This window comes from Streptomyces xiamenensis (genome assembly GCF_000993785.3).
GTDB classification, from domain to species: domain Bacteria; phylum Actinomycetota; class Actinomycetes; order Streptomycetales; family Streptomycetaceae; genus Streptomyces; species Streptomyces xiamenensis.
The window spans coordinates 1,927,081-1,947,426 of sequence record NZ_CP009922.3 but is presented as its reverse complement, the minus strand read 5'-3'; the positions used below and the strand labels follow the sequence as shown (position 1 = coordinate 1,947,426).

Sequence of the window (20,346 nt, the reverse complement as noted above, 5' to 3'; positions counted from 1 at the left end):
TCACACCGTTCTCATCCGCTCGTCCCATCGGGAGCGATAGCCTTGCTCACGTGATCAGTGCGATATCGGCAGGAGGCGGTGCCGCCTCCCCTCGGGGCCCGGTTCATGGGGCGAGGTCCGCCACTGATCCGTTCTTCGCCGGGAGCATCCGTCACGTGAGATCGAGCGCTGCCCGGTGACCGTTTCCCGACGTCACGCAACGGCGCGCGACAGGAGCCTGAGGACATGCACACCAAGCTGGATGAAGCCAAAGCCGCACTGCTGGTGCAGGCCGCCGAGGTAGGGGTGGGAGATGGGGGGCCGGCCGGCATGGACGCCGCCGCGTTCACGGCCTACCTCCAGCGGTACTACCAGTACATCTCGCCCGAGGACGTCAGCGAGCGCGAGCCCGTCGACCTGTACGGCGCCGCCCGCGCCCACCTGCGGCTGGCCGCCACCCGCCCGCAGGGCACCGCCAACGTCCGCGTCTACACCCCGACCGTCGACGAGATGGGCTGGACGTGCAGCCACACCGTGGTCGAAGTCGTCACCGACGACATGCCGTTCCTGGTGGACTCCGTCACCAATGAGCTCTCCCGCCAGGAACGCGGCATCCACATCGTGATCCACCCTCAGGTGATCGTGCGCCGCGACATCGCCGGCAAGCTCCTGGAGGTGCTGGACGCCGGCCGCGACCCGTTCGGCCCGTCCGCCACCACCTACGACCCGGCCGAACTGCCCGCCGACGCCGTCACCGAGTCCTGGATCCACGTCGAGATCGACCGCGAGACCGACCGCGAGGACCTGACCCGCATCGAGGCCGACCTGCGCCGCATCCTCAGCGATGTGCGCGAGTCCGTCGAGGACTGGCAGAAGATGCGCGGCGCCGCCCTGCGCATCGCCGACGAGCTGCCCACCGAGCCCAAGGCCGACGAGCTGCGCTCGCAGGAGGTGGAGGAGGCGCGGGAACTGCTGCGCTGGCTGGCCGCCGACCACTTCACCTTCCTCGGCTACCGCGAGTACGAGCTGACCCGGCACAACGGCGCCGAGGACGACGAACTGCGCGCCGTCCCCGGCAGCGGCCTGGGCATCCTGCGCTCCGACCCGCAGCAGTACCCGGACGGCCACCCCGCCTACCCCGTACCGCTCAACCCGGCCGCCTCCCCGGCCTTCGCCAGGCTGTCGCCCTCGGCGCGGGCCAAGGCGCGCGAGCCGCAGCTGCTGATCCTCACCAAGGCCAACAGCCGCGCCACCGTGCACCGCCCTTCCTACCTCGACTACATCGGCGTGAAGAAGTTCGACGCCGACGGCCGCGTGGTCGGCGAGCGGCGCTTCCTGGGGCTGTTCTCCTCCGCCGCCTACACCGAGTCGGTGCGCCGCGTCCCCGTCATCCGCCGCAAGGTCTCCGAGGTGCTGTCCGCCGCCGGGTTCGCGCCCGACTCGCACAGCGGACGCGACCTGCTCCAGATCCTGGAGACCTACCCGCGCGACGAGCTGTTCCAGACCGGGGTGGAGACGCTGCGCTCCATCGCCACCGCCGTGCTGCACCTCCAGGAGCGCCGCCGGCTGCGGCTGTTCCTGCGCCAGGACGAGTACGGCCGGTACTACTCGGCGCTGGTCTACCTGCCGCGCGACCGCTACACCACCTCGGTACGGATGCGGCTGATCGACATCCTCACCGAGGAACTGGACGGCTCCTCCGTCGACTTCACCGCATGGAACACCGAATCGGTCCTCTCCCGGCTGCACTTCGTCGTCCGCGTGGAGCCCGGCACCGACCTGCCGGAGCTGACCGAGGCCGACGTCGACCGGATCGAGGCGCGCCTCGCCGAGGCGTCCCGCTCCTGGAGCGACGGCTTCGCCGACGCGCTGCTCAACGAGTGCGGGGAGGAGCAGGCGGCGGAGCTGAGCCGCCGCTACCACAACGCGTTCCCCGAGGGCTACAAGGCCGACTTCCCGCCGCGGGCGGCGGTCGCCGACCTCCAGTACGTCATCGGGCTGCGCCCCGGCGAGCCCGGCGCCGACTTCGCCCTCAACCTGTACGAGCCGGTGGGCGCCGCCACCGGCGAGCGGCGGTTCAAGATCTACCGGCGCGGTGAGCCCGTCTCGCTGTCCGCCGTGCTGCCGGTGCTCCAGCACCTGGGCGTCGAGGTCGTCGACGAGCGGCCCTACGAGCTGCGGCCCACCGACGGCGCCCCCGCCTGGATCTACGACTTCGGGCTGCGGATCCCCGAGGCACTGGCCCCGCTGCTGGGCGGCGACACCCGGGAACGGGTGCAGGAGGCGTTCGCCGCCGCCTGGACCGGGCAGGCCGAGAACGACGGCATCAACGCGCTGGTCATCTCTGCCGGGCTGACCTGGCGGCAGGCGATGGTGCTGCGCGCCTACTCCCGCTACCTGTGGCAGGCCGGCGCCCGGTTCGCCCGGGAGACCATGGAGGCCACGCTCCGCCGCAACGTCCACACCACCCGGCTGCTGGTCTCGCTGTTCGAGGCCCGGCTCTCCCCGCAGCGCGTCAGCGCCGGCCGGGAGCTGACCGACGGCCTGCTGGAGGAGCTGGACGGCGCCTTGGAACAGGTCGTCAACCTCGACGAGGACCGCATCCTGCGGGCGTACCTCACCGTCATCAAGGCGACGCTGCGCTGCAACTACTTCCAGCGCGACGACGAGGGCAACCCGCACCCGTACCTGTCGCTGAAGCTCGACCCGCAGGCCATCCCCGACCTGCCGCAGCCGCGCCCCGCCTACGAGATCTGGGTGTACTCGCCCCGCGTGGAGGGCGTGCACCTGCGGTTCGGGAAGGTGGCGCGCGGCGGGCTGCGCTGGTCGGACCGCAAGGAGGACTTCCGCACCGAGATTCTGGGCCTGGTGAAGGCCCAGGAGGTCAAGAACACGGTGATCGTGCCGGTGGGCGCCAAGGGCGGCTTCGTCGGCAAGCAGCTGCCCAACCCCGCGGAGGACCGCGACGGCTGGCTGGCCGAGGGGATCGCCTGCTACAAGACGTTCATCAGCGGCCTGCTGGACATCACCGACAACCTCGTCGACGGCGAGGTCACCCCGCCGCGCGACGTGGTGCGGCACGACGGTGACGACACGTACCTGGTGGTCGCCGCCGACAAGGGAACGGCCACGTTCTCGGACATCGCGAACGAGGTCGCGCAGTCCTACGGCTTCTGGCTGGGCGACGCGTTCGCCTCCGGCGGCTCGGCCGGCTACGACCACAAGGGCATGGGCATCACGGCGCGCGGCGCCTGGGAGTCCGTCAAGCGGCACTTCCGGCAGCTGGGCCACGACACCCAGAGCCAGGACTTCACGGTCGCCGGGATCGGCGACATGTCCGGCGACGTGTTCGGCAACGGCATGCTGCTGTCCGAGCACATCCGGCTGGTGGCCGCGTTCGACCACCGGCACATCTTCCTGGACCCGGAGCCCGACGCGGCCGTCGGGTACGCGGAGCGCCGGCGGCTGTTCGACCTCCCGCGCTCGTCGTGGGCGGACTACGACGCGGAGCTGATCTCCAAGGGCGGCGGGATCCACCCGCGCACCGCGAAGTCCATCGCGATCACCCCGCAGGTGCGCGCGGCACTGGGCATCAGCCCGGGCATCGTGTCGATGACCCCGGCCGAGCTGATGAAGGCGATCCTCAAGGCGCCGGTCGACCTGCTGTGGAACGGCGGCATCGGCACCTACGTGAAGGCGTCGGGCGAGACGCACGCCGACGTCGGTGACAAGGCGAACGACGCCATCCGCATCGACGGCCGGGACGTACGGGCCCGCGTCATCGGCGAGGGCGGCAACCTCGGCCTCACCCAGCGCGGCCGGATCGAGTACGCGCAGTCCGGGGGCCGCTGCAACACCGACGCGATCGACAACAGCGCCGGGGTGGACACCTCCGACCACGAGGTCAACATCAAGATCCTGCTGAACTCGCTGGTGGCGAACGGGGATCTGACGGTCAAGCAGCGCAACACGCTGCTGGCCGCGATGACCGACGAGGTCGCCGAGCTGGTTCTGCGCAACAACTACGCGCAGAACGTCGCGCTGGCCAACAGCGAGGCCACCGCGTCCGGTCTGCTCCTCGCCCACCAGCGGCTGATGCGGAAGCTGTCCGCCGACGGCCGGCTGGACCGCGGGCTGGAGTTCCTGCCGGCCGACGAGGAGATCTGGGAGCTGCGCGCGGCCGGCAAGGGGCTGACCCAGCCGGAACTGTCGGTACTGCTGGCGTACGCCAAGCTGTCGGTGACGGCGGACCTGATCGGCAGTGACCTGCCCGATGACCCGTACGTGAAGCGGCTGCTGGCCCAGTACTTCCCGACCGCGCTGCGGGAGCGGTTCCCCGAGCGCATCGAGGACCACACCCTGCGCCGGGAGATCATCACCACGCTGCTCGTCAACGACACCGTCAACACCGGTGGCAGCTCGTTCGTGCACCGCATGGGCGAGGAGAGCGGCGCCTCCACGGAGGAGATCATCCGCGCGCACACCGCGGCGCGGGCGATCTTCGGCCTCAACACCATCTGGGACGCGGCGGAGCGGCTCGACAACCAGGTGGCGGCGGACGTCGTCACCCGGCTGCGACTGCACTCGCGGCGGCTGGTCGAACGCGGCGCGCGCTGGCTGCTGAACAACCGGCCGCAGCCGCTGCAACTGGCCGACACGATCGAGCTGTTCGAGGACCGGGTCGCCCAGGTGTGGGCCGAGCTGCCGAAGCTGCTGCGGGGCCAGGACCTGGAGTTGCACGGCCGGATGTTCGATGAGCTGGTGGAGAACGGCGTACCGGCGGATCTGGCCCAGCAGGTCGCCGGGTTCTCGGCGGCGTTCTCGGCCCTGGACATCGTGGCGGTCGCCGACCGCAGCGGACGTGAGCTGTTCGACGTCGCGGAGGTGTACTACCACCTGAGCGACCAGCTGGGCATCTCGCAGCTCCAGGACCGCATCAGCGAACTGCCGCGGGCCGACCGCTGGCAGTCCATGGCGCGCACGGCGATCCGCGAGGACCTGTACGCGGCGCACCAGCTGATCGCGGCCGACGTGCTGGCGGCGGGCGAGTCCGAAGCGGGCCCCGAGGAGCTGTACGCGGCCTGGGCCGGCCGGCACGCGGCGATCCTGACCCGCGCCCGGGCCACGCTGCGCGAGATCCAGTCCTCGGACACCTTCGATCTGGCGAACCTGTCGGTGGCGATGCGCACGATGCGCACGCTGCTGCGCAGCAACCGCTGACCGGACACCCCGGGCTGTGACAAGGGGCCCGCGCCCGAGTAGCGATACTCGGGCGCGGGCCCCTTCGCGTGGGCAGGCATCCCACGTCGAGTCGGAGGTCGAGTGGCGAACGGCGGCCGAGTGGGGTGGGCCGGGCCGTTGACAGGGGGACCGGCGGATGCCGGCGCCGCTGCCCACACAGGTCATGGTGACTTCGGTGTGTCATCGGGTCCCCGAAGGACGGACCGTGACCCCCTACTGCTCTCGCGGCCCGGCCGGGCGGAGTTCGATCAGGGTGACTTCCGGGGGTGCTCCCACTCTCACCGGGGGGCCGAAGAAGCCGGCGCCGTTGGTCACGTACACAGTGGTGTCCTCCACCTTGCCCAGGCCCGATACCACCGGCTCCCACAGGCGGGAGAGCTGGGTGATCGGGAAGAACTGGCCGCCGTGGGTGTGGCCCGAGAGCTGGAGGTCGACTCCGTGGCGGGCGGCCTGGGTTGCCAGGATCGGCTGGTGGGCCAGCAGGACCACCGGGCGGGTGGGGTCGCGTCCGTCCAGGGTGCGGGCGAAGTCGGGGCCCGTGCCGTACTCCTCACCCGTCACGTCCTCGACGCCGGCCAGGTCGAGGGTCGCGCCGTTGTGGTGGATCTCCACCCGCTCGTTGCGCAGGCCGCGCACGCCGAGGGCGTGGAGTTCGCCCACCCAGGCGTCCGCCCCGTCGTACAGGTACTCGTGGTTGCCGGTGACGAAGAAGCTGCCGTGGGTGGACTCCAGCGAGCGCAGCGGGCGGGCCGCCGCGCCCAGTTCGGCGGGGAGGCCGTCGGCCAGGTCGCCCACCACCGCGACCACGTCGGCCTCCAGGCCGTTGATGTGCCGCACGATCCGTTCGGTGTGGGAGCGGCCGAGCATCGTGCCCAGGTGCAGGTCGCTGACGACGGCGATGCGCAGGCCCGACAGGCGCGGGTCCAGGCGGGAGATGCCGACCGGGACCCGTTGCACGCGCGGTGGACCCAGGGCCGAGGTCAGGCCGTAGCCGGTCGTCGCCACCGAGATCACGCCCGCTGTCGCGCCGGCCGTTCTGCTCAGGAACAGCCGTCTGTTCAGCTCGGCGGCCGTGGGCGGTACGGCGGGTCCGGGGTCGTGCCTGCCCGCGCGGCGCGACCTCAGCCATCCGGCCGCCCGGATCAGCTCCGCCACCAGCAGCGGCAGCGCCAGATACAGCACCACCGCGAGCCAGGTGTATCCCGGCCAGGCCAGCCACCGCCCCGCGTCCGGGCCCAGCGCCGGGACCAGGATGCGCGGGGCCGCGGCCAGCGCGGCCGAGGCGGCGGTCAGGACGGTGCCCACCCGGCGGGCGCGGGTGCCCGGCCGGGTGGTGTCGCGGACCAGGCGCTTCCACAGCCACCAGTGGACCAGCGCCGACGCGAGGACGATGAGCAGGTTCGTTGCCCAGCCGAGCATGCCGCGTTACCCCGCCACCCGTTCCCGGGCCTCGGCCGGCGCCTGCGCCGGCGGCGCCTCGCTCAGGCCGATGCGGTCGTGCAGCCGGCGCAGCGCCGGTGGCGCCCACCAATTGGCCTCGCCCGCCAGCCGCATGAACGCCGGCACCAGCACCGTACGGATCAGCAGCGCGTCCACCAGGACCGCCAGGGCCATGCCCACGCCCAGTTGCTTGAGGAAGACGACCTGTCCGGTGGCGTACGCGGCGAAGGTCAGCGCCAGGATGCCGGCCGCGGCCGTGATCAGCGGGGCGCTGCGCTGGATGCCGGCGGCCACCGCGCGGGTGTTGTCGCCGGTGCGGTCCCATTCGTCCTTGACCCGGGCCATGATGAACACCTCGTAGTCCATGGACAGCCCGTAGGCGATGCAGAACATCAGGATCGGGATGCTGGGTTCCATCCGGCCGGTGGCGGTGAAGTCCAGCAGCCCGGACAGATGGCCGTCCTGGAAGATCCACACCAGGGCCCCGAACATCACGGTCAGGCTGAGGATGTTGGCGACCGTCGCCTTGGCCGGGATGAGGACGCTGCCGGTCATGAGGAACAGGATCACGAAGGTGACGATCAGGATCAGCGCGATGACCAGCGGCAGCCGGTCCAGAAGGGCCGAGCGGAAGTCGGTCATCGCGGCGGGGAAGCCGCCCACCAGGACGTCGTAGGGGGCGTCCGTGGCGCGGACCTCGCTCACCAGCGCGGTGATGTCCCCGGCCAGCGCGTCCTGGCCGGGCACGACCGTGATCCACAGGGCGTCCGGCGCGGCGAAGCGCTCCGAGGACGCGGACGGTTCGGCGGTGCGCGAGCCGTCGCGGTAGGAGCCGGTGAGGGCGTCGACCTGGAAGACGCCGGGGATCTGTGACAGGCGCTGGGCGTACTCCTCGATCCGTTGCGTCACCTCCGGGCCCTCGCCCACACCGGTGGCCACGATCTGCAGGGCGTCGGTCTCCTCCGCCGGGAAGTTCGTCCCGATCTGTTCCTGGGTGACGCGGGCGGACGCCGAGGCGGGCAGGACGCGTTCGTCCGGGAGCCCGAAGTTCGCGCCCAGGAACGGGGCGCCCAGGGCGAGGAGGAGGATGAGGGCCGGGCCGCCGTACAGCAGCGGGCGGCGCATGACGCGCAGGGCCATCCGGTACCAGCGGCCCTCGCTCACCTCGCCGGTCGCCGCCGTGGGAACCGGGCGCAGCGTACGGTGGCCGGCCGCGGCCAGCGCGGCGGGCAGCAGGACCACGGCGCCGAACGCCGCGGTCAGCACGACGGCGATACCGGCGTACGCGAAGGACCGCAGGAAGGGGAAGGGGAACGCGAACAGCGCGGCCAGGGACGCGGCCACCGTGATGCCGCTGAACAGCACGGTGCGGCCGGCCGTCTCCACCGTACGGATCACCGCCGCCGGCCGGGCGCGGCCGGCCGCGCTCTCCTCCCGGAACCGGGCGATGACGAACAGGCTGTAGTCGATGCCCAGGCCGAGTCCGAGCACCAGGGCCAGGTTGGCGGCGAAGGTGGAGACCTCGGTGAAGGCGGTGACGCCGCGCAGGATCGCGAGGGTGGCCAGCACCGAGAAGATGCCGACGCCCATGGTGAGGGCGGCGGCCGACCAGCGGCGGTAGGCCCACACCAGCAGGAGCAGGACGACCGGGACGACGACGAGTTCGGCGCGGATGAAGTCGCGGGCGGACTCCTCGCCGACCTGCCGGAAGATCTCGTCCTGGCCACCTGCTTGGACGGTCAGGACGCCGCCGTTGTCCCGGTCGAGGAAGTGGGCGGAGATGGGCTCCAGTTGTTCTCTGGCCTCGGTCGCGCTGCCCGCCAGCCAGGCCACGACCAGGGCCTGCGTGCCGTCCGTACTGGCCAGGGTGGGGGTGTGGTCGCGGGACCAGTACGAGCCGGTGGTGGTGACCGCGTCCTGGGCGGCCAGTTCGCTCTCGATGGCGGTGGCCTCGGCGCTGACGGCCGGATCGTCGATGGTGGTGCCGTCCCGCGCGGTCAGCAGCAGCACGTAGTTGGGGCTGTTCTGCCCGAACTCGCGCTCCAGGATCTCGCCCGCACGGTAGGAGGGGGAGCCGGGGGACTCGAAGCGGGACAGGGACAGGGCGTTCATGGCCCCGGCGCCGATGGCGGCGGCCAGGACGAAGAGCAGTGCGCCGGCGATCAGGACGGCGCGCCGCCGGGTCGCCGCCAGTGTGCCGAGCCGGCGCAGCGGCGTGAGTGGGGGTGATGCTGCGGGCATGGTCGGTGCTCCTCGGTCGGCTTGGTGGGTTCGGTCGGTGCTGCGGTGCTGCGGTGGTGCGGTGCTGCGGTGTCGTCGCGTGGTCAGCCGGAGACCCGGTCCAGCCAGTCGGCCAGGGCGTCGTGCACCAGGGGTGCCCCGCGTTCCAGGCCCATGTAGTGGCCCGCCTCCGGGACTTCCAGGAGTTCGGTGTCGTCGGTGCCGGTGAACAGCGCCCGGTGTTCGGCGCCGCCCTCGACCCGGGCGTCCTTCTCGCCGTACAGGAACAGCACGGGGACGGTGATCTCGCTCAGGTGCCGCAGGTCGACGAGGACACCGCCGAGCTGCGCGACCATGTCGCCGCAGGGGTGCGGGTTCTGGTGCGGCAGGGCCAGGCGCAGGACCTCGGGGTCGGTGTCGTGGAAGTTGCCGTCCCGGAACTCCTCGGTGCCCAGGTCGTAGTAGACGTAGCCGTCGCCCTCGCCGCCCGCGCCGTTGAGGCAGGTGTTGAGGGCGGTGAAGAAGCGGGCGTTGGCCTGCGGAGTGAGGCCGAGGTCGGTCCAGTCCATGATCACCAGGCCGTCGATGTCCTGGAAGGAGTAAGCGGCGATCTGGGAGATCTGGCCGCCGTTGGACTGGCCGGCGAGGTAGACGCGGTCGAACGCGTAGGGGTCGCCGTCCGCCACGGTGTAGGTGCCCTCCCGCAGCGCCCGCGTGATCTGGTGGGCGATGTCCGCCTCGCCGCCGATACAGGTGAGATAGCCGTCGGGGTGGTCGCTGGCGCCGTAGCCGAGCCGGTCGACGGTGACGGAGGCGTGGCCGCGCAGGGCCATCTCCTCCGCGTGGTGGTAGCCCTCGGCGTCCAGCCGCCAGTACCACTCACCGGCCGCGATGCCGTGCTGGTACAGGGTGACGTCGGGTACGGTGCCGTCCTCCAGCAGGGCACGGGGTGCGGTGAGGTGGCCCTCGATCCGGTAGGTCCCGCCGTCCACCGGGCATTCGGCCAGGGTGCGGTTCTGGTTGACGACGGTGAAGGACACGGGGACGTCCACGATGTCCGCCGCCGCGAGCCGGACGGCGGTGGCGTCGGCGGCGATCGCGGCCTCCTGGGGGGAGGCGACGTCGATCACCTCGCCGGCCGTGTCCGCCGTGCCGTCCTCTCCCGGCGCGGCCACCGCCCAGTACGCGGGGGCGGCCACCAGCAGTGCTGCCGCCGTACCGAGGGCGAACGCGGCGGTGCGGGTGCGGGTGCGGGGTGCGGTCATGCGGCGGGCTCCTTGAGGTCGTGGTCGAGTGCCCCGCCGGCCCGGTACCAGGCGGCCTCGTCGGCGAGGGTCTGGGCCAGCGGCCGGAAGCCGACGCCGAGTTCGCGCTGGGCGCGGGCCGAGCTGATGCGGGTGCGGTTGCCGTCGAGCAGCGCGCGCACCCCTTCGCGGGTGGCGACGGGCGGCCGGCCGCGCAGCCGGGCGCTGGTCTCCAGGAGGGCGGCGAACCCGAGCGCCGCCGCGGCCGGGATCTGCCGGGGCGGGGTGACCCCGGTGGCCAGGGCGATACCGGTGGTGGTGTCGACCAGGGGCTGCCAGCGTCCGGCGACGATGTAGCGGCGCAGCGGGGCGCCGCGTTCGGCGGCGCGGACGCAGGCGAGGGACACGTCGCGGGCGTCCACCACGTGGTTGCCGGCCCGGGGCACGGCACGCAGTTCGCCGCGGGCGACGGACAGGAAAAGCCGCCCGGCGGAGGTGGGCCCTTCGTCGCCCGGACCCCACATCCAGCCGGGCAGCACGAGGGGAACCCGCAGCTCTCCGGGGTGCTCGGCGCAGAACCGGGCGATGGCGGCCTCGGCGCGTACCTTGCTGGCGCGGTATCCGTTGCGCTCCCAGCGCGGCGGCGGTCCGGCGTTCTCGTCGGCGGGGTGCCGGACGCTGCCGGGGGCCAGTGTGTTGATGGAGCTGGTGTGCACGACCGCCGGCACGCCGGCGGCGCGTGCCTCGCCCAGCAGGGTGGTGACGGCGTCGACGTTGACGGCGTGCAGCCGCCGGGCGTCGGCGCCCGGCGCGTAGTACTCACGGAAGTACGCGGCGGTGTGGATGACGGCGTCGGCGCCGGGCAGGGCGTCGCGGTAGCCCGCGGGGTCGGTGATGTCGGCGGTCACCACGGTGAGCCGGCCGGCGGCGGGCGCCGGCAGCAGCCGGGCCGCCTTGGCCCGGTCGCGGACCACGGCGATCACCTCGACGGCGTCCTCGCGGGCGAGCAGTTCGCCGACGACGGCCCGGCCGAGCAGCCCGGTGGCGCCGGTGACGACGACCCGTCGCAGGGGGTGGACGGTGGTCATGGGGTCTCCTCCCGGGCGGTTTCCGGCTCCTCGCGCAGTCCGAACCGCCGCTGGAAGCGGCGCAGCGGGGCCGGCGCCCACCAGGTGGCCGGGCCGAACAGGCGCATGACGGCCGGCAGCAGCAGCGCGCGGACGACGGTGGCGTCCACCAGGACGGCCAGGGCGACGCCGAGGCCGAGCATCTTGGTGTTGGTGATCTGTGAGGTGCCGATGGCGATCAGGACCACGGAAAGGATCAGCGCGGCGGCGGTGATGATGCCGCCGGTGCGCTGGACGCCGGCGACGACGGCGCGCGTGGAGTCGCCGTGCCGCCGGTGTTCCTCCGTCATCCGGGCGAGCACGAACACCGTGTAGTCCATGGACAGCCCGAAGGCGACGCAGAACATCAGGACCGGCAGGGTGGTCTCGACGGTGCCGGTGGCGGTGAAGCCCAGCAGCGAGGACAGATGGCCGTCCTGGAAGACCCACACCACCACACCGAACATGGCGCTCAGGCTGAGCGCGTTGAGCAGGACGGCCTGGAGCGGGATGACGACGGATCCGGTGAGCAGGAACATCAGCAGCAGGGAGGCGGCCACGATGACGAGCGCCGCCCAGCCGAGCCGGGAGCCGATGGCGGCCTTGGAGTCGACGAGCTGGGCGCTCTGTCCGCCGACCACCGGCGACAGCGCGCGGTGCGCGGGGTCGGCGGCGGTGAGGTCGCGGACCTGGCGCACCAGGCGCTGGGCCGTCTCGTCGGTGGCCTCCACACCGGCGACGGGGGTGAGGGTCAGATGGCTCATGCCGGCGCCGCCCCGTACCGCGTCGGCGGGGGTGGCCGCGGCGTCCAGCGCGCCGTTCCGGTAGCCGCCGAGCGGGGTGTCCACCCGTTCCACGGCGGGCAGTTCGGACAGGGCGGCGGCGTAGCCGCGCAGGGCCGCCGCGTCGCCGGGAGTGTCCGGGTCGGCCTGCCGGGCCAGCACTTCGACCGTGCCGGTGGTGGTGTCGGGGAAGTCCTCGCGCAGGGTGTCCTGGACGGTACGGGCCTCCGCGCCCTGCGGCAGCTGCCGGTCGTCGGCGGCCCCGAACGCGATGCGTGCGAAGGGCAGTCCGGCCAGCAGCAGGGCCCCGGCGACGGCGACGGTGACCAGCGGGGCGCGCCGTACCGCCCAGGTCACCAGGCGCCGCCAGCCCGCGCCGCCCCCGGCGCCGGCCGGGGCGCGGCGCCGCAGCACGCGCAAGGCGTCGACCCGGTGGCCCAGCAGCCGCAGCGCGGCGGGCAGCAGGAGCAGCGCGGCCCCGGCGGCCAGCGCCACCACGCTGATGCCGGCGTAGGCGAAGGACCGCAGGAAGTACAGCGGGAACACGAGCATCGCGGACAGCGCCGTCATGATGGTGAGCGCGGAGAACAACACGGTGCGTCCCGCCGTGCGCACCGTGCTGCCGACCGCAGTGTGCGGGTCGGCGCCGGTGGCCAGTTCCTCGCGGTAGCGGCGCACGATCAGCAGTGCGTAGTCGATGGCGAGGCCGAGTCCCAGCGCGGTGGTGAGGTTCTGGGCGAAGACCGATACCTCGGCGAACTCGGTGAGGACGCGCAGGACGGCGTTGGTGCCCAGGACAGCGACGATGCCGACCCCGAGCGGCAGCAGCGCGGCGACCAGGCCGCCGAAGACGACGACGAGGATGATCAGGGTGAGGGGGACGGCGATCAGCTCGGCGGTGAGCAGATCGGCGGCGATGGTGGACTGGAGCTCCTCCAGGACGGCGACGGGGCCGCCGAGCTGGACGCTCAGCGCCGGCAGATCGGCGGGGGAGCCCCGGTAGTCGGGCACCAGCCGCCGGAACACCGCCTTGGCGGCGTCCTCGTCGCCGCGTACATGGGCGAGGATCAGCGCCTGGCCGCCGTCCTCCGAGCGCAGTTGCCCGGCGCCGGTCTGCCAGTACGACAGCACGCCGGTGACGGAGGGTTCGAAGGCCAGCCGGGCGGCGAGCTCGCCGCCCTGGGCGGCGACGTCACGGTCGTTGACCCCCCGGCTCTCCGTACCCGACACCAGCAGCACCAGGTTGGGCTGGGCGGCCGGAAAGTGCTCGCGCAACAGCTCGGCGGCCAGGGTGGATTCGGCGGACGGGTCGTCGGTCCCGCCACCGCGCAGCCGGTCGCCGGCGTCCGCGCCGATGAGCAGCGCGTCGACGACGAACAGCAGGCCGAGCAGCAGGACGGCCCAGGGGGCCCGGCGCCCCGGGGGATGGGCGGCCGGGCCCCGGTCTGTGGTGGCGGACCGGCCCGGGGAGGTGGTGGTCAGGGCCATGGGTCCCCGTTCCGGTCCGGGAGGCGGGCCAGCAGCGCGTCCAGCGCGGCCGGTGAGCCGGGCCCGCCCAGGACGGCACGCCCGCCGACGACCCCGTCGGGCCGTACGTAGACGGCCTGAGCGGCGTAGCCGTGGGCGGCCTCCGCCCGGTCGTAGGGGGTGTCGGTGCGCGGGGCGGGCGCGCCGGGGCGGGTGCCGCCGATGAGCAGCACCTCGGCGGTTCCGCAGCGCCGTGCGGCGTCGGGACCGCTGTCCGTGGTGTCGGCGAGCACCACGACGGTGTGCCGGCCGGCGGCCAGGTACTGGTGCAGCGTCGCGGCGCCGGCCCCGGGCGAGCCGGCCCGGGTGTGCCGCAGGGTGAGCGGCAGGTCGGGGACCCGGCGCCCGGGGCGCAGCGCGCCGTCGGTGCCGTCCGCCGCCGACACCGCGGGCGATCCCGTCAGGTCGAGGTCGACCTGGGCCAGTTCGGGGACGAACCGCCGTTCCAGGAGTCCGCGCCGGGACAGTACGCGCATGGCCGTGTCCCGTACCGCGCGGGCGGGGCGGGAGCGCAGCAGCCACAGTTTGGTCTGCCGGTCGGCGTTGCGCACCGCGGTGACGGCGGTGGGCCGCCGCTCCGCCTCGTAGCTGTCGAGCAGCGCCGGGTCCGCGCCCCGGCACACCGCCGCGAGTTTCCAGCCGATGTCATAGCCGTCCTGGACGCCGGTGTTCAGGCCCTGCCCGCCCGCCGGGCTGTGGCAGTGCGCGGCGTCCCCGGCCAGGAACACCGCGTCCCGCCGGAAGGCGGCGGCGACCTTGGTGTGCACCTGGAAGCGGCTGGACCACCACAGGTCGCCGATCCGCCAGCCGCCGGGGCCGCGGGCGTCCAGCAGGGTCTGGAGTTCGGCCCGGTCGGGGGGTTCGGTGACCCCGCCGGCGGCCTGGTCGAAGAACACCCGGTGCCCGCCCTTGGGCAGCGCCACCACCACCAGCACACCGCGCGGGGTGAGGTGGTACTGCGCCTCGCGTTCGGGCGGCGGTACCGCTCCCGAGGCGTGAAGTACGGCGTCGCCGAGCAGGAACTCCCGCCCGTAGGTGCTGCCTTCGAAGGGCACGCCGAGCCCGGTGCGTACCGTGCTGTGGGTGCCGTCGGCGGCGATCAGCCAGCGGGCGGTGGCGGTTTCCCCGCCGCCGGCCCCGTGCGCCGTGCGCAGGACCGCGCTGGCCCCGTCCGGGGTGCTGGTCACGGCCTTGACCTCGGTGTCCCACTCGACGGTGCCGCCGAGCTGAATCAGCCGCTCGTACAGCAACTCCTCGGTGATGGGCTGCGGCACGCACAGCGGGCCGGGGAAGCGGGTGCCGGTCAGTGAGCCGAAGCCCACCTCGGCGACCCGCCGCCCCCCGGACCAGTACGACGCGCCGGCCAGCGGCAGTGCCCGTTCGGCGAGCGCGGCGGCGATGCCGAGCCGGTCCAGGACCTCCAGGGCGCCGCTCCACAGGATCAGTGCCTTGGGGGTGGTGGAGGGGCCGGAGCGGCGTTCCACCACGCGTACCGGTACGCCGTGCCGCAGCAGGGTGCAGGCGGCGGTCAGGCCGGTGGGGCCGGCGCCGGTGATCAGCACCGGCGGGGCACCGGCACGGGCACCCGAATCCGCACCCGTGCCCGGGTCCGTGTCCCCGCTCATCGGGTACCTCCCGTCGCGGTCAGCCCCAGGGCGTCGCGGACATCGGCGATGGCCTGGGCGGGGTCCTTGAACAGCACGGCCCGCAGGCCCAGGCGTTCGGCCGCCACCGTGTTCTCCTCCGTGTCGTCCAGCAGCAGGCAGTTCTCGGCGGGGGTACGCAGCCGGGCCAGCAGCCGCCGGTAGATTTCCGGGTCCGGCTTGCGCACACCCTCCTCGCTGGAGTCCACGACCACGTCGAAGAGTTCGTCCACCGGCACAGTGGCCCGCCAGCGCGGGCCCCACTCCCGGACGTTGTTGGTCAGCAGCGCCACCCGGTGCCCGCTCGCCCGCACCTCGCGGACCAGCGCCAGCACCTCCTCGTTGGTGCGCCGCCCCCGGAACCACAGTTCGCCGAACGGCCGGCCGGCCAGCACCTCGGCGGCCTGCGGCGGCAGCCCGGCCAGCATCCGGTCGGTGAACTCCGCCTCGGTGATGTCGGCGACCTCCAGCGCGGCCATCGGGCTGATCCCGTACCGCGCGGTGGCGCCGGCGAAGGCCGCGGCGATCGGCTCCAGGCCGATCCCGGTGGAGCGGGCGAAGACGGCGTAGGTCTCGGCCAGCGGATTGGTGAGCACACCGCCGTAGTCGCAGACCAGGACGCCGGGGCGGTCGGGACGGGTCAGCTCCACGGCGCGACCTCCATGGTGACCTCGCTGACGGTGGCGGAGCCCTGGGTGAGCAGGACGGTCACCGGTACGGCGATGACGCCCAGGTCCCCGGCGTGCCGCACCCCGCCGACCTGGGCGGTGGCGGTCGTCGTACGGTCCAGCTCGGCGAACGCGCCGAACGTGGCGGCGACATCGGTGACCAGCAGTGCGGCGGGCGAGAGCCCGTGCAGCCGGGCCACGGTGGCCACGGCCAGCTGGCGGGCGGCCTCCAGCTGGAGGTTGCCGGGTATGTGGTCCAGTTCGTGGTCGAACAGGTGCGGGTGGCCGGTGTTGACCACCAGCCGGGCCATCGAGTTGCCCGAGGGGTCCACCGTGGGTTCGGTGATGACCACGTTGCGCGGATCGCGGCGGCCCACCGAGCGGGCCTCGGCGGGTACCAGGCGTGGGCTGAGCACCAGCGCGGATTCGCCCCCCGGCGCCTGGCCGCGGCCCTTGGCGCGCAGCACCCCGAAGGCGCGGTGGCTGACGAAGGTCAGCCGGCCGGTGGCCTCCAGGGCGGTGTGCCCGTCCACCAGCAGCGCGCCGGAGAAGGAGAACCCGAGGACACGTCCGGCCCGGTTGCGGTCCGGGAGGACGGTGATCCTGATGACGGCGTGGGCCGGTCTGCTCCCGATCCGCAGGGCGGGCAGCGAGCGGACCGAGAAGCCCAGTTCCATGAAGATGAAGGCGCTGGCCAGCGGCACGTCGAGATGCCGGTGTGCCACCAGGACTCCGGACTGCCGGAGCACTTCGACCAGCAGCAGGAAGTCGTACGCGGCGGAGTGCTCGCCCACGACGTGCCCGCGCGGCAGTTGGGCGGCGACTTCGAAGGACAGGTGCCCGCCACCGGTATCGGTGGCGGGGGTGATGGTTACGTCCGTCCCCGTGGCGGCCGAGTCGGTGACGAACACCTCGGCCACGGACATGCGGTGAACCAGGGCTCGCGGCACGGTGGTGTCGTACCGCAGCTGGTCGGACGGGGCGGGCGTGGGGAGTTGCGTTGGCAGGGTCACGGCCGTTCTCCTCCAGGTCCGGTGAGCAGCGCCGAGCGGAAGGAGGCGCTGCTTGGTACGTCCGGGACCGACGATGGCGCGGGGCGCTGACCGATCGCTGGAAGGTCCGCTGAAGAACGGCTGAAGCGGGTTTGCCCGGCGCGCCTCGCATACGCGGACGGGGCCCGGCACAGAACATGGGCCGGGCTTGTGAAGGGTTGGTGCCGCTTCCCGGAGTCGGTCTTGTGAACTCCGCGCTGTGGCGGTAGCCGCGCCCGTCGCCAGGAACCTATGATCCCAACGGACTTCAGGGGGGAAGCCGATGGCGAAGAATGCGATCCGTTGTGAAGTGCTCGGGCCGTTACGGGCCCTGGACGGAACCGCCGAGATCGATCTGGGCCCGCCGCGGCAGCGTGCGGTGCTCGCGGCACTGCTGCTGCGCGGCCCGCGCCCGGTCACGGTCGACGGCATCATCACCGCGGTGTGGGGCGGCTCTCCGCCCGGGCACGCGGTCAATCTCGTGCAGAAGTACATCTCGGGACTGCGGCGCGCCCTGCCGCCCGGCACCCCGATCACCCTCACCGGCAGCGGCTACGTCCTGCGGCCGGAGGGCGGCCTCGACCTGTGGGAGTTCGAGGAACTGTGCGCGCGGGCCCGCACCCTGCGGGACGCCGGCCGGCCCGCCGAGGCGATCGACGCGCTCGGCCGGGCGGTCGGACTGTGGCGGGGCGACCTCGTGGAGGGCACCGACGGACCGGGCATCGAACTGGAGCGCGACCGGCTCACCGAGCGCCTGGTCGCCGCCGAGGAGGAAATGTACGGTCTGGGGCTGCGGCTGGGCCGGGGCGCCGAACACGTCCCCGAACTGGTGCGGCTCACCAGCCAGTACCCGCAGCGCGAACGGCTGCACGGCCTGCTGATGCGTTCCCTGGCCCAGTCGGGGCGGCAGACCGAGGCGCTGGACGTGTACACACGGGTACGCCGCCGGCTGGCGGAGGAGTACGGCGCCGACCCGGGGCCCGAACTGCGCGACGCCCACCAGTGGGTGCTCTCCGGAGCGGCCGACGAGCAGCGGCCCGGCCCAGGTGCCGGAGCCGGGGCCGGAGCCCGCGAGGTGGGCCGGGACGGTGGCGGGGACGGTGATGCGCGGGCCGCGGTCGCCCCTCCTGCGGGTCCGGCCCCGGCGGCGCTCGCCGGGGGGTACCCGCCGGTCGCCGAACCCGCCCAACTGCCCTACCCCGTCTTCGGCTTCACCGGCCGCACCGCCGAGGTCAAGCGCATCACCTCACTGCTGCTGTCCGGCGGCATGCCGGTGGTGTGCGTGGAGGGCACCGCCGGGATCGGCAAGACGGCGCTGGCGGTGCGCTGCGCCCAGCAGGTGGCGGCGTCCTTCCCGGACGGCCAGCTCTTCGCCGACCTGCGCGGCTTCGATCCGCTCGCCCCCGTCGAACCGGGCCAGGTCCTGGGGGAGTTCCTGCGCGCGCTCGGCGTCCCGCCGCGCCGCATCCCGCCCGCCGTGCACGAGCGCTCCGCCCTGCTGCGCTCCGTCCTCGCGCACCGCCGTGCCCTGCTGGTGCTCGACAACGCCGCCGACGCCGACCAGGTGCTGCCGCTGCTGCCCGGATCCGCGCACTGCGCCGTGCTGATCACCAGCCGCCGCCGGCTGACCGGGCTCGCCGTGCACAGCGGCGCGCACCGGGTGCAGTTGCCCGTGCTCAGCGTCAGGGAGTCGGACGCGCTGCTGCGGACCGTTCTGGGGCCGCCCGCCGCCGGTGACGAGGCCGCCATCGCGGAGATCGCCCGGCTCTGCGGCCATCTGCCGCTCGCCCTGCGGGTGGTGGCCGCCCGGGCGGCGATCTCCCCGCACATCCCGCTGGCCGCGGTCGCCCGCCGGCTGGCCGCGTCGGGGCCGCTGGCGGGGGTGTCGGCGCCGGAGGACGAACGGGTCTCGGTCGCGGCCTCGCTGGCCCTGTCCTACCGGGGACTCGACACCACCGTGCAGCGGGTGCTGCGGCACATCGGACTGATCCCGGGCCCCGACCTCACGCAGGCCGCCGCCGCGGCCGTCGCGGGCGTCGCCGAACCTGTCGCCGGACGGGCGCTGTCGGTGCTGTCGGCCGCGCACCTCATCGAGCAGCACCACGCCGACCGGTTCCGCTTTCCGCACGATCTGCTGCGCGAGTACGCCCGGCAGCGGGTCTACGCCGAGGAGGACCGCGGCGAGCGCGAGGCGGCGGTACGCCGGCTGTCCGCCTGGTACCTGCGGACCGCGTCGGTGCTGGGCGGCGGCTCCGGGCACCCGCACGTGGTAGGCCCGCACGGCCGGATGGAGACCGCGGAGGGTGGCCGGGACGGGCCGGCCGGCCCGGAGTCCGCGCTGCCGAACGCCGAGGCCGAGCTGCCCAACTACGCGGCGATGGCGGCCTACGCCGCCCGGCACGGCCCCTACCCGGTGGCCTGGCGGCTCGCCGGGACGCTGCACGACCTGTGCAAACGGCGCTCGCTGGTCGCCGAGTGGCTGACCATGGCCGAGGCGGGGCTGCGCGCCGCCGAACGGGCCCAGGACGCGCGGGCAGCCGCCGAACTGGCCCTGACCCTGGTGGACGCCTCGCTCACCGCCGGACTGATGGCCCAGGCCGAGCGGCACGCCCAGCGCGCGCTGGCCATCGGCGAGGAGTACGGCTGGCCGCGCATCCGGGCCGCCGCCCACGAGCAACTGGGACGCAGGCACTGGACGATCGGCGAACTCGGCGCGGCCCGCGAACGGCTGACCGAGTCCGTACGGCTCTACGGGGAGGGCGGGGACGGCAGTCATCTCCACACCGCGACGGCGCTGTGCGCGCTGGCCCGGGTGGAGGCCGACTCCGGCGCGCTGGAGCGGGCGTCCGGTCTGTACGGGAAGGCGCTGCGGCTGAGCCGGGCGGAGGGCGTACCGCACCTGGAGAGCATGGTGCTGGTCGAACTCGCTCTGGTGCACCGGGCGCTGGACCGTTCCGAGTCGGCGGCGCTGTCCTTCGAGGCGGCGCTGGCGCGCAGCCGCGCCAACTGCACCGGGCACCGCCCGCAGGCGCTCGCGCTGGCCTATCTCGCCGAACTGGACGCGGAGCGCGGGCGGGCCGAGCTGGCCGGGGAACGCGCGGCCGAGGCGGTACGGATCGCCCGGGACCAGGGCGACCAGTGGGCGCTGGCCGAGGCGCACAACGCGGCCGGCCGGGCCCTGGCCGCCCTCGGTGACCCGGCCGCCGCGGTCGGCCACCACCGGGCGGCGCTGGAGCTGGCCGGCACGCTCACCTACCGGCGGGCCGAACTGCACGCCGTGGTCGGGCTGGCCGCCACGACCACCGAACCCGGCTGGACCGGCCGGGCCACCGCACTGGCCGCCGCCCACGGCTACGACCTCGGCCAGCTGGGCGGCGCGCCCGCTCCCTGAGAGGTGTCGCGGACCGATCCGTTGTGGGTGGGGATGTGCACGGGGTTGCGGCTGCGGCAGCCGCCGCCGTTGCC

General features: G+C 73.6%; 10 protein-coding genes. 2 read left to right on the top strand and 8 right to left on the bottom strand.

From position 1 onward, the window contains the following. Positions 1-225: 225 nt before the first annotated feature. Positions 226-5,199 carry an NAD-glutamate dehydrogenase gene (locus SXIM_RS08795; RefSeq protein WP_046723542.1) on the top strand — a complete coding sequence of 1,658 codons (4,974 nt, stop codon included), beginning with the start codon at positions 226-228 and terminating at the stop codon, positions 5,197-5,199. A 234-nt stretch (positions 5,200-5,433) separates the two neighbouring features. Here the strand turns inward: SXIM_RS08795 and SXIM_RS08790 are convergent, their stop codons facing one another. From SXIM_RS08790 to SXIM_RS08755, 8 genes are all read right to left on the bottom strand, one after another. Continuing rightward, a complete protein-coding gene (locus SXIM_RS08790) occupies positions 5,434-6,639 on the bottom strand; it encodes a metallophosphoesterase (RefSeq protein WP_046723540.1) in 1,206 nt (401 codons plus the stop codon). A gap of 6 nt (positions 6,640-6,645) precedes the next feature. Then, positions 6,646-8,901, bottom strand: a complete 2,256-nt coding sequence (locus SXIM_RS08785; protein WP_046723538.1) for an MMPL family transporter — start codon at positions 8,899-8,901, stop codon at positions 6,646-6,648. An 83-nt stretch (positions 8,902-8,984) separates the two neighbouring features. Continuing rightward, positions 8,985-10,145 carry an alpha/beta hydrolase gene (locus tag SXIM_RS08780; protein ID WP_053116143.1) on the bottom strand — a complete coding sequence of 387 codons (1,161 nt, stop codon included), beginning with the start codon at positions 10,143-10,145 and terminating at the stop codon, positions 8,985-8,987. Next, entirely contained in the window at positions 10,142-11,212 is a 1,071-nt protein-coding gene (locus SXIM_RS08775) for an NAD-dependent epimerase/dehydratase family protein (protein WP_046723536.1), read from the bottom strand. The genes SXIM_RS08780 and SXIM_RS08775 overlap by 4 nt, the downstream gene beginning before the upstream one ends. Next, positions 11,209-13,500, bottom strand: a complete 2,292-nt coding sequence (locus tag SXIM_RS08770; protein WP_053116142.1) for an MMPL family transporter — start codon at positions 13,498-13,500, stop codon at positions 11,209-11,211. The genes SXIM_RS08775 and SXIM_RS08770 overlap by 4 nt, the downstream gene beginning before the upstream one ends. Next, positions 13,491-15,164, bottom strand: coding sequence for an FAD-dependent monooxygenase (locus tag SXIM_RS08765; protein ID WP_078846876.1), 1,674 nt, complete (start codon positions 15,162-15,164; stop codon positions 13,491-13,493). Before SXIM_RS08765 ends, SXIM_RS08770 begins: the two co-directional genes overlap by 10 nt. After that, the gene (locus SXIM_RS08760; RefSeq protein ID WP_030725045.1) at positions 15,161-15,832 is read right to left on the bottom strand and encodes an HAD family hydrolase; all 672 of its coding nucleotides are present in this window, start codon (positions 15,830-15,832) and stop codon (positions 15,161-15,163) included. The genes SXIM_RS08765 and SXIM_RS08760 overlap by 4 nt, the downstream gene beginning before the upstream one ends. After that, positions 15,823-16,863 carry an AfsA-related hotdog domain-containing protein gene (locus tag SXIM_RS08755; RefSeq protein WP_046723535.1) on the bottom strand — a complete coding sequence of 347 codons (1,041 nt, stop codon included), beginning with the start codon at positions 16,861-16,863 and terminating at the stop codon, positions 15,823-15,825. Before SXIM_RS08755 ends, SXIM_RS08760 begins: the two co-directional genes overlap by 10 nt. Positions 16,864-17,164: 301 nt before the next feature. Here SXIM_RS08755 and SXIM_RS08750 point away from each other — a divergent pair, with 301 nt between their 5' ends. Next, complete coding sequence (locus tag SXIM_RS08750) at positions 17,165-20,272, top strand: AfsR/SARP family transcriptional regulator (protein ID WP_078846875.1); 3,108 nt, start codon at positions 17,165-17,167, stop codon at positions 20,270-20,272. Positions 20,273-20,346 lie beyond the last annotated feature (74 nt).

Excerpts from the sequence above, each read along its gene's own strand:
- SXIM_RS08795 (WP_046723542.1), top strand. The coding sequence starts at position 226 with ATGCACACCAAGCTGGATGAAGCCAAAGCCGCACTGCTGGTGCAGGCC.
- SXIM_RS08790 (WP_046723540.1), bottom strand. The coding sequence starts at position 6,639 with ATGCTCGGCTGGGCAACGAACCTGCTCATCGTCCTCGCGTCGGCGCTG.
- SXIM_RS08785 (WP_046723538.1), bottom strand. The coding sequence starts at position 8,901 with ATGCCCGCAGCATCACCCCCACTCACGCCGCTGCGCCGGCTCGGCACA.
- SXIM_RS08780 (WP_053116143.1), bottom strand. The coding sequence starts at position 10,145 with ATGACCGCACCCCGCACCCGCACCCGCACCGCCGCGTTCGCCCTCGGT.
- SXIM_RS08775 (WP_046723536.1), bottom strand. The coding sequence starts at position 11,212 with ATGACCACCGTCCACCCCCTGCGACGGGTCGTCGTCACCGGCGCCACC.
- SXIM_RS08770 (WP_053116142.1), bottom strand. The coding sequence starts at position 13,500 with ATGGCCCTGACCACCACCTCCCCGGGCCGGTCCGCCACCACAGACCGG.
- SXIM_RS08765 (WP_078846876.1), bottom strand. The coding sequence starts at position 15,164 with ATGAGCGGGGACACGGACCCGGGCACGGGTGCGGATTCGGGTGCCCGT.
- SXIM_RS08750 (WP_078846875.1), top strand. The coding sequence starts at position 17,165 with ATGGCGAAGAATGCGATCCGTTGTGAAGTGCTCGGGCCGTTACGGGCC.